At 63.9% G+C, this 8364-nt stretch carries 11 protein-coding genes; 5 read left to right on the top strand and 6 right to left on the bottom strand.

Going from position 1 to position 8364, the window contains the following annotated elements:
- Window positions 1-117 precede the first annotated feature (117 nt).
- From ACFDTG_RS15010 to ACFDTG_RS14990, 5 genes are all read right to left on the bottom strand, one after another.
- Entirely contained in the window at window positions 118-603 is a 486-nt protein-coding gene (locus ACFDTG_RS15010) for a division/cell wall cluster transcriptional repressor MraZ (protein WP_375291788.1), read from the bottom strand.
- Window positions 604-924: 321 nt separating this feature from the next.
- The gene (locus ACFDTG_RS15005) at window positions 925-1545 is read right to left on the bottom strand and encodes a DUF4350 domain-containing protein (RefSeq protein ID WP_375291787.1); all 621 of its coding nucleotides are present in this window, start codon (window positions 1543-1545) and stop codon (window positions 925-927) included.
- 100 nt (window positions 1546-1645) lie between these two features.
- A complete protein-coding gene (locus ACFDTG_RS15000) occupies window positions 1646-2026 on the bottom strand; it encodes a hypothetical protein (protein ID WP_375291786.1) in 381 nt (126 codons plus the stop codon).
- 31 nt (window positions 2027-2057) lie between these two features.
- Window positions 2058-3071, bottom strand: coding sequence for a cysteine synthase A (locus tag ACFDTG_RS14995; protein ID WP_375291785.1), 1014 nt, complete (start codon window positions 3069-3071; stop codon window positions 2058-2060).
- 38 nt (window positions 3072-3109) lie between these two features.
- Window positions 3110-3427 (bottom strand): 2Fe-2S iron-sulfur cluster-binding protein, encoded by a 318-nt coding sequence (locus tag ACFDTG_RS14990; protein WP_375291784.1) that lies wholly within the window; start codon window positions 3425-3427, stop codon window positions 3110-3112.
- Window positions 3428-3509: 82 nt separating this feature from the next.
- Between ACFDTG_RS14990 and ACFDTG_RS14985 the strand changes: the two genes are divergently transcribed.
- The 3 genes from ACFDTG_RS14985 to ACFDTG_RS14975 all read left to right on the top strand — a co-directional run bounded on the left by ACFDTG_RS14985 (window position 3510) and on the right by ACFDTG_RS14975 (window position 7172).
- Entirely contained in the window at window positions 3510-4127 is a 618-nt protein-coding gene (locus ACFDTG_RS14985; protein WP_375291783.1) for a DNA-3-methyladenine glycosylase family protein, read from the top strand.
- Between the two features lie 90 nt (window positions 4128-4217).
- Window positions 4218-6287, top strand: coding sequence for a S9 family peptidase (locus ACFDTG_RS14980; protein ID WP_375291782.1), 2070 nt, complete (start codon window positions 4218-4220; stop codon window positions 6285-6287).
- A gap of 78 nt (window positions 6288-6365) precedes the next feature.
- Window positions 6366-7172 (top strand): SDR family oxidoreductase, encoded by an 807-nt coding sequence (locus tag ACFDTG_RS14975; protein ID WP_375291781.1) that lies wholly within the window; start codon window positions 6366-6368, stop codon window positions 7170-7172.
- A gap of 3 nt (window positions 7173-7175) precedes the next feature.
- Here the strand turns inward: ACFDTG_RS14975 and ACFDTG_RS14970 are convergent, their stop codons facing one another.
- Complete coding sequence (locus ACFDTG_RS14970; RefSeq protein WP_375291780.1) at window positions 7176-7469, bottom strand: 4a-hydroxytetrahydrobiopterin dehydratase; 294 nt, start codon at window positions 7467-7469, stop codon at window positions 7176-7178.
- 155 nt (window positions 7470-7624) lie between these two features.
- Here ACFDTG_RS14970 and ccmA point away from each other — a divergent pair, with 155 nt between their 5' ends.
- The gene (ccmA, locus tag ACFDTG_RS14965) at window positions 7625-8194 is read left to right on the top strand and encodes a heme ABC exporter ATP-binding protein CcmA (RefSeq protein WP_375291779.1); all 570 of its coding nucleotides are present in this window, start codon (window positions 7625-7627) and stop codon (window positions 8192-8194) included.
- Window positions 8191-8364: heme exporter protein CcmB (locus ACFDTG_RS14960; protein WP_375291789.1), on the top strand; the 174-nt coding region annotated here is incomplete at its 3' end. The genes ccmA and ACFDTG_RS14960, both read left to right, overlap by 4 nt.

Raw genomic sequence — 8364 nt, 5'->3', positions numbered from 1 at the left:
AGGTGGCATCGACCACGATATCGCCGGGCCGTGGGTCCAGATGAGCCATCACTTCGTCCAGCAGGACGGGGATGTGCGGGGCGGCATTGGCCTCTGTATTGTTGGGGGCGGTGGCGGTCATGCGCGCTTCGCCTTCACTTCGCCGACCAGCGCCTCGCAGGCGGCCTTGGCGGCGGCCCAGTCGTCGCCCATCTTCATCAGCTCTTCGGGGTTCCACAGGGTGAAGAAGCGCCCGCCGCCCTGAAAATACAGGCCGTCCCCGACGCTGGCGAGCGCGCGCAGATATTCGGGCATCACAAAGCGGCCGCTGTCGTCGAAGGGCAGTTCGACGAAGCCGTTGAGCTGGCTGGAGCGGGTTTCGCGGTCGAAATCGCGGCCCATGCGCAGGGCGCGTTCCTCCTCGCGGTCGAGCTGGTCTTCCAGCTCGTCCTTGCGGGACAGACCGAAGCCGACCAGGCAGTTCCAGCGATCGTGCTTGGTGAGGCACAGGACGCGGCCATCGCTGCTTTCCTTCACTGCCTTGCGGAACAGTGGCGGCAGGACATAGCGGGACTTGTCGCCGGCGGGCGCATAAGCCTGTCCACTGTATCCTGCGAAAGCCACGCTCGCCCCCTGAAACCCCAGATCAAGGCAGCCGACTGCACCGCGCGAAGCACGGGCTCCTCCCGCCCCGCACCTGCCGCGCGAGGATTCGAGTCAGATTGCCTTTCCGATGTACGAAGGAATATCGCGTCCGGCGCGGGGATGGAAGGGATTTTTACGGGAAATTGCGGGAATTATCCACAAAGCCCTGTTTTGAGGTCATGAATCCGCAGCCAAGCTCTCCAAACACCGTCCAACGGGCGAACGAATTGTACAGGTTTTCCCTAGGTCAAAGCGCACTTTCCCGTGCCGTCCCGGGCACGTCCCCGAAAATCCCCGGACTCAATCGAACGCGCGGTTCAGCAGCTCCGCAAGCGCGGCGCGGCGCGCCGGGTCCGCGCCCTCCTCGCCGTCTTCCAGCACCGCCGCATCGGCGACGATCACCGCCCGCCCCCGACCCAGGGCGCAGGTAGCGATGATGTCCTCCAGCGAGAGCTTGCAAGGGCTGCCGGGCAACGGATTCCAATGCCCGGCCACATCGACAGGCAGCACCAGCCCATCGCCGGCAACGGCATGTTCGCCGTGTGGCTGATCGGGCGCGAAGGTCAGGTCGAGGCCCCAATGCGCCAGAATGGGCGATAGCAGAGCCACATCCTGCGGACGCCTGCGATCCCCGATCGGATAGAGAGTGTGGGCAGTGAGCATGGGGTCGGCGAATAGCAGCAGCCTGCCGCCATCCCGCACCCAGGCATCGAGCGCGACATTCTCTTCCGGCGAAAGGGCCCGCGGCTGTGCGAGGACAAGCAGATCGAAGCTGTCAAGCGTTTGCTGGTCGAGAACGTCGAGCGGATTTAGCGTGTAAGAGCGTTCAAGTGAGGTCCGCACCCAGCCTTTCTCCTGGTCCTCGCGAACGAGGTCGCCAAACGCGCCCGTCTCTGGCCAATAGATCGGAAGCGAGGTCATCAGTCCCAGGGGGTGCCGCGCCTCGTTTGGCAGCGGTCCGGACACGGAATTGCACGCCGCTGTGAGCAGCGCGATGCCAGCGCACAAGAGTGCCGAGTGCCTAACGGGCACCCTGCGCCTGACCTTCAGAAGGCGTATCGGAGGCTGCCGGATTTTTCGCACTCCCGCCGGCGGGCAGCGATGATGTGGGCGCGGGGCTGGGCGGCATTTCGGGGACCACGCCCGCTTCCGCGAGGGGATCCTGCTGCTCGACAGGCGCGGTCGGCTCGGTGGTGGCTGCCGCATCCGGAACCGAAGCGCGCTCGACCTCCTTGGCCCGATTTTCGACGACCGTCGCCAAACCGACCATCAGGACGACCCCGACCACCCCGATCAGGCCGAACTGGAGACGGCGAAATGCCTCGGCGCGTGTGCCGCCGAGCGGTGCCGACGATACGTCGCCCGGAGGTGCCGGGGCGCGGGAGCGTGCGGGCTCTGCCATGCGGCGCACCCTATCGAAGAGGCTCACGGGGTCAATCCCGCGCCAACCAGTCGAAAACCGGAAGGCCTTTGGACTCGAGCCATTGCGGGTTGTAGAGCGTCGACAAATAGCGAAATCCCGTGTCGCAAAGGATCGTCGCCACGCGCGGCGTCGTTCGGCCCTGCGATACGAGATGGCGCCCGAGGGCGACGGCACCCGCCACATTGATTCCGCTCGAAAGGCCGAGGCAAAGCCCCTCTTCCCGCAAGAGCCGGGACACCCATTCCAGTCCTTCCTCATCGGAAATGCGAAATTGCGTGTCGATGGGCGCGCCTTGGAGATTGCCGGTGATGCGACCCTGACCGATGCCTTCCGCGACCGACGATCCCTCCGCCTTCAATTCGCCATTCTCGAAATATTCGTAGAGCGCGGCACCATGCGGATCGGTGAGCGCGATGACGATATTCTCATCGAAGGATTTCAGACCGAATCCTACGCCGGCGATCGTGCCGCCCGTTCCCGCGGCGCAGGTAAACCCGTCAATCTTGCCGCCAAGCTGGTCCCACAGTTCGGGCGCGGTCGTGTCGATATGCGCCTGCCGGTTGGCCGTGTTGTCGAACTGCGCGGCCCAGATCGCTCCCTCGGTCTCTTCGGCAAGCCGTCTGCTTGTGTGCACGAAATGGTTCGGGTCGGCATATTTGGTCGGTGGCACGGTCACCAGTTCGGCGCCCAAGGCCCGCAGGGTCGCCATTTTCTCGGCGCTCTGGTTGTCGGGCATCACGATGATGCAACGATAGCCCAACGCGTTGCACACGAGCGCCATGCCGATCCCCGTATTGCCTGCGGTGCCTTCCACCACGCAGCCGCCCGGCTCCAGCACGCCTCTGCGTTCCGCGTCGCGAACGATGCTCAAGGCTGCCCGATCCTTGACGCTGGCGCCTGGATTCAGGAATTCGCATTTGCCGAAAATATCGCACCCGGCCGCTTCACTGGGGCCGGCGAGCCTGACGAGCGGCGTGTTGCCGATCAGATCAAGCGAGTTGGGAATGATCGAAGCTGCGTTCATTCGCTTGATCTAGGGATCCGGCGACCACGCGGCAAACATCAATCTTCCGGAGCGATCGTAACCTTCAGCCCGTCGAGATCCGCTTCGAAAGGTATCTGGCAGCTCAGGCGCGAATTGGCGACACGATGATCGCTCGATTCCAGCAGGTCGTCCTCATCCTCGCTCATGGGCGGAAGGCGGTCGACGAAATCCGGATCGACATGCACGTGGCAGGTGGCGCAGGAACAGCATCCTCCGCACAGCGCAAGCAGTTCGTCGAAGCCGTTGTCACGGATCGCCTCCATCACCGTCAGGCCATCGCTCACCGAGATTTCGGAGGTCTCACCCTCCCGGTTGGTGACGATCAGTCTGGGCATTGCGCAAAGCTCCTGTATTCCGCGTATGGGCGGGCTGCTAGCACGCGACGCAGCTTTCGCAAGGTGGAGAGGGCCTTACACGATGGGATTGACGGCCGAACAATTGCATCACGATCTAGATGCGCTGAGTGAAATCGAACCCCGGTTTGCCGCCGCGATCGAGCGGGTCGGCTATCCGGAACCGCGCATTCGCCCCACCGGCTATCGCACCTTGTTGAGGACCATCGTGGGGCAGCAGGTGTCCGTCGCCTCGGCCGCCGCCGTGTGGCGCAAGCTGGAAGGGGAATTGGGCGAGGATATCCTGCCGCAGGAGCTTCTGGCACGCGATTTCGATGCCCTGCGTGCCTGCGGCCTGTCACGGCAAAAGCAGGGCTATGCGCGCAGCCTGTGCGAACTCGTGACCGCTGGTGAACTCGACCTCGACGACCTGCCCGCCGACGATGAAGAAGCCATCGCAAAGCTCGTGAGGATCAAGGGGATCGGGCGGTGGTCGGCGGAGATCTATCTGCTTTTTGCCGAGGGACGCCGGGATATCTGGCCGGCAGGCGATCTGGCCGTGCAGGCCGGCCTCGAAAAGCTGCTGGGGCTTCCCGTGCGGCCGTCGGAGAAAGAAACGCGCCGGCGCGCCGAACCGTGGCGCCCCTTTCGCGGCGCGGCGGCCATCTTCACCTGGCACTGCTACAACAATCCGGCGCTGTAACGGGCAGTCTCCGGTTGCGTGGTCGGCTACAGGTGAGTTATGTCTGTACCACAGCACGATTTTGATAACGGGAGCCCGACGATGACGCGCATGATGCGATCCACAATGCTGGCAGCCGCTGCCTCGATCAGCCTGGGCGCCTGCACTTCCATGACCGATGAGAGACCCATGACCGCATCCACCACCACGGCAAGCAACGCCGAAGCTACCCAGACGGCCACCGCGCTGATCCCGCGTCAGGCCTTGTTCGGCAATCCCACCAAGGCCGGAGGACAGATCAGCCCCGACGGGAAATGGCTGAGCTGGATGGCGCCGTGGAACGGCACGCTCAACGTCTTCGTCGCGCCGGCAAGCGATCCCACGGCCGAAAGGCGGATGACGAGTATCGCGGACCGGCCGCCGGCAGGCTATTTCTGGGCGCCAGATGGCAAGAGCATCCTCTATGTCCGGGACAAGGGGGGCGATGAGAACTTCCTGCTTTACGGGGTGGATCTCGCATCCGGGACCGAAAAGGTGCTGACACCGTTCGAAAAGACGCGGATCCAGCTGCTCGGCGCATCGACGATCCAGAAGGACAAGGTGCTGATCGGGGTCAACAACCGCGATCCCCGATATCACGACGTCTATCTGCTCGATCTCAACACGGGCAAGACCAGCCTCGTGCTACAGAACGACAGCTACGCCGGCTTCATGGCCGACAACACACTCGCATTGCGGATGGCCACGCGGCCCAATGCCGAGGGTGGGACCGATTTCTTCCCGATCCGCAACAGCAAGGTCGCGGAGGAGCCGCTCGAAAGCACCACCCTCGACGATGCGCTTACGACCAACCCGGCCGGTTACACGACCGACGGCAAGACCCTCTACTGGATCGACAGCAGGGGCCGCGACACCGCCGCCCTTTACAGCCAGGATGTCGCGACCGGCGAACGCACTCTTATCGCCCAGAGCGACAAGGCCGATCTCGGAGACACGCTCCGCGATCCGGTCAGCGGCGAAGTGCTGGCGTTTTCGACAAACTATCTGCGCAACGAGTGGACCGCACTGGACCCTGCCACGAAAGCTTCGTTCGATATTCTCCAATCGAAGCTCAAGGGCGATTGGGGCGTGCAGGATTCGACCGAAGACGGGACCAAATGGATCGTCTGGAACGATCCCTTGACGGCTCCGAGCTCGACATATCTCTTCGACCGCGCCAGCGGCACGCTGACCAAGTTCTACACGACGCGGCCCGAGCTGGAAGGCGCCCCGCTCCAGCCGATGTACGCCCGTGAAATCCGATCGCGCGACGGTCTGGTTCTACCCAGCTATCTGACCCTGCCGCCCGGGAGCGACAGCGATGCCGATGGCGTTCCCGACAACCCCGTGCCTCTGGTGATGCTGGTTCACGGTGGGCCTTGGTCGCGGGACGAATACGGCTTCAACTCCTATCACCAGTGGCTGGCAAATCGCGGCTACGCAGTGATGAGCGTCAATTTCCGCTCCTCGACGGGGTTCGGAAAGGCCTTCCTCAACGCTGGCAACCTGAAATGGCGCACCGCGATGCAGGACGATCTGGCCGATGCGCTGGACTGGGCGATCGAGAACGGCGTGACCACGCGCGACAAGGCCGCCATCATGGGCGGCAGCTATGGCGGTTATGCCGTGCTGGCGAATCTGGCCTTTTATCCAGACCGCTTCGCTTGCGGCGTGGACATCGTGGGGCCATCCAACCTCGAAACCCTGCTCAAGACGATACCGCCTTACTGGGCACCCATCGTGCGCCAGTTTCATGACCGCATGGGTAATCCGAACACAGAAGAAGGGCTGGCTCTGCTGAAGGAGGCAAGTCCCCTCTATGCCGCCGACCAGATCAAGAAGCCCCTGCTGATCGGCCAGGGTGCCAATGATCCGCGGGTCAACAAGGCCGAAAGCGACCAGATCGTCGGCGCGATGCAGAAGGCGGGCATTCCCGTTACCTATGTGCTGTTTCCCGACGAGGGACACGGCTTTCGCGAACCCGCCAACAACATCGCTTTCAACGCCGTGGCGGAAAACTTCCTCGCCCCATGTCTGGGTGGACGCGCGGAGCCGATTGGCGGGACCGTCAATGCCTCCAGCGCCGAGATCGTGGCTGGCGGAGAATATGTGAAAGGCCTTGGCGGCGGCAGCGGCGGTTGACGCGACATCGGGACGCGCGAATAAGCCGTTCCGGGTAGGCAAGAGCCTGCCCGGAAACGCATGGAGAGGCGAGAAAAAATGAGCGAGCGCAAGGCGATCTTCGTCACCGGCGGGGCATCGGGTATCGGACGCGCCATCGCGGTCCGCTTTGGGCAAGCCGGCTGGTTCGTGGGCCTTGCCGACATCGACCAGGCCGGCATGGTGGAGACCGAGAAACTGCTTCCCGGCGGCTTCAGCTACGCCCACAAGCTCGACGTGCGCGATCGCGCAGCCTGGGACGAAGCGCTCGACGCCTTCGCGACCGCGACGGGCGGCCGGATCGACGTGGTGGCGAACAACGCCGGCATCCCCTTGGGTGGCGGGATCATCGAGAACACGCCCGAGGAAATCGAACGCTGTCTCGACATCAATCTCAAGGGCGTGCTGTTCGGGGCACAGGCCTCCCATCCCTGGCTGAAGAAGACCGCGCCGGGCAGTTGCCTTCTGAACACCGCCAGCGCTGCGGGGATCTACGGGACGCCCGGTGCCAGCGTCTATTCGGCCACGAAGTTCGGCGTGCGGGCGATAACCGAAAGCCTGGACGCGGAATGGGCAGAGGACGGGATCGAAGTCCGCTCCTTGATGCCCGGCTTCATCGAAACCCCCCTTCTCGACCACACGCCGCACCATGGCGCGAACGAGGATATTCGCGCGCGCGTTACCGGCGCCGGTCTAGAGATTACGCCTGCCTCGGACGTCGCCGATGCCGCGTGGCGGGCGGTCCACGGCAAGCGCCTGCATACGCCGGTGGGCAAGACGGCCTACACCTTGCGTTTTGCGGCGCGGTGGATGCCGGGAAGACTGAGGAAGCAGGTTCGCAATTCCAACCGCCCGCTCGGGAAATAGCGGTTATTTCACCAGGGCGCTGATCTTCTTCGCCAGTTTCATATCCCGCTTGGTCAGGCCGCCAGCGTCATGCGTGGTCAGTTCGATCTCCACACGGTTGTAGACATTGGACCATTCGGGATGATGGTCGGCCTGTTCGGCCAGCAACGCAACGCGGGTCATGAAAGCGAAGGCTTCTGAAAAATCGGCAAATTCGAACTTGCGCTTGATCGCCTTGCCGTCGCGCGAAAGTTTCCAGCCCTTCAGCGCCGTCAACCAGGCCGAACATTCGTCTTCGGTCAGTTCCTGTATGCCCACTTTCGCTCCTCCGCCCGTGTATCCGGGTTGTCGCCAGCGTTTCCGTGATACAGCCGATAACCGAGCCGGACGGTGCGGGCCAGCGCAAACCGCGCAATCCGTCGTGAAGATCAGGGGGCTTGGCGCGTTGCGGGGCACCGCGTAACGCTGGGGCCATGCCTGCCAGCCTCGTCGCGACAGATCTAGCATGCCGACGCGGCGAACGCCTGCTGTTCAGGGGCCTTTCGTTGTCACTCGGCCCCGGCGAGGCGTGCCACATCGCGGGCACCAACGGCATCGGAAAATCCAGCCTGATCCGTTTGTTGGCGGGTCTCGCAAGGCCATTCTCCGGCACGGTGAAAAGGGATGGCGCGGTCGCTCTGCTCGACGAGAACCATGCCCTCGATCCGCAGGCCGACCTTGGCACCGCACTGGCGTTCTGGAGCGCGCTCGACACGGCCGATCACCCGCTCACTCGGCTTGGAATTTCCGCGTTGATCGACGTTCCGGTGCGCTATTTGTCCACCGGTCAAAAGAAACGCGCCGCATTCGCGAGGTTGATCGGTCAGGGCGCGCCGATCTGGCTTCTGGACGAGCCGCTCAACGGCCTCGACAGCGGCGGCGTGCAACTCGTCGAAGGGCTGCTGGCAGACCATCTGTCGGGCGGGGGGATCGCGGTCGTCGCCAGCCATCAGCCGTTCGTGAGCAGCGCGGCGGTGCTGCCGCTCGCGGAGTTCGCGGCATGATGTGGACGCTGCTCAAGCGCGATCTCGCCGTCCTTATGCCCGGCGGGCGGCGTGGGGGCAGCCTGCTGCCGCTGCTGTTCTTCCTGGCGGTGGCAATGCTCTATCCCTTCGCGGTTGGCCCGGACCCGCAGATGCTGGCGCGCACAGGGGGCGGCGTGGTTTGGGTGGCG

It is taken from the genome of Qipengyuania sp. (assembly GCF_042095715.1).
In the GTDB taxonomy this organism is placed as follows: domain Bacteria; phylum Pseudomonadota; class Alphaproteobacteria; order Sphingomonadales; family Sphingomonadaceae; genus Qipengyuania.
The sequence above is the reverse complement of the archived record's forward strand: the minus strand, read 5'-3'. Positions and strand labels throughout refer to the sequence as shown.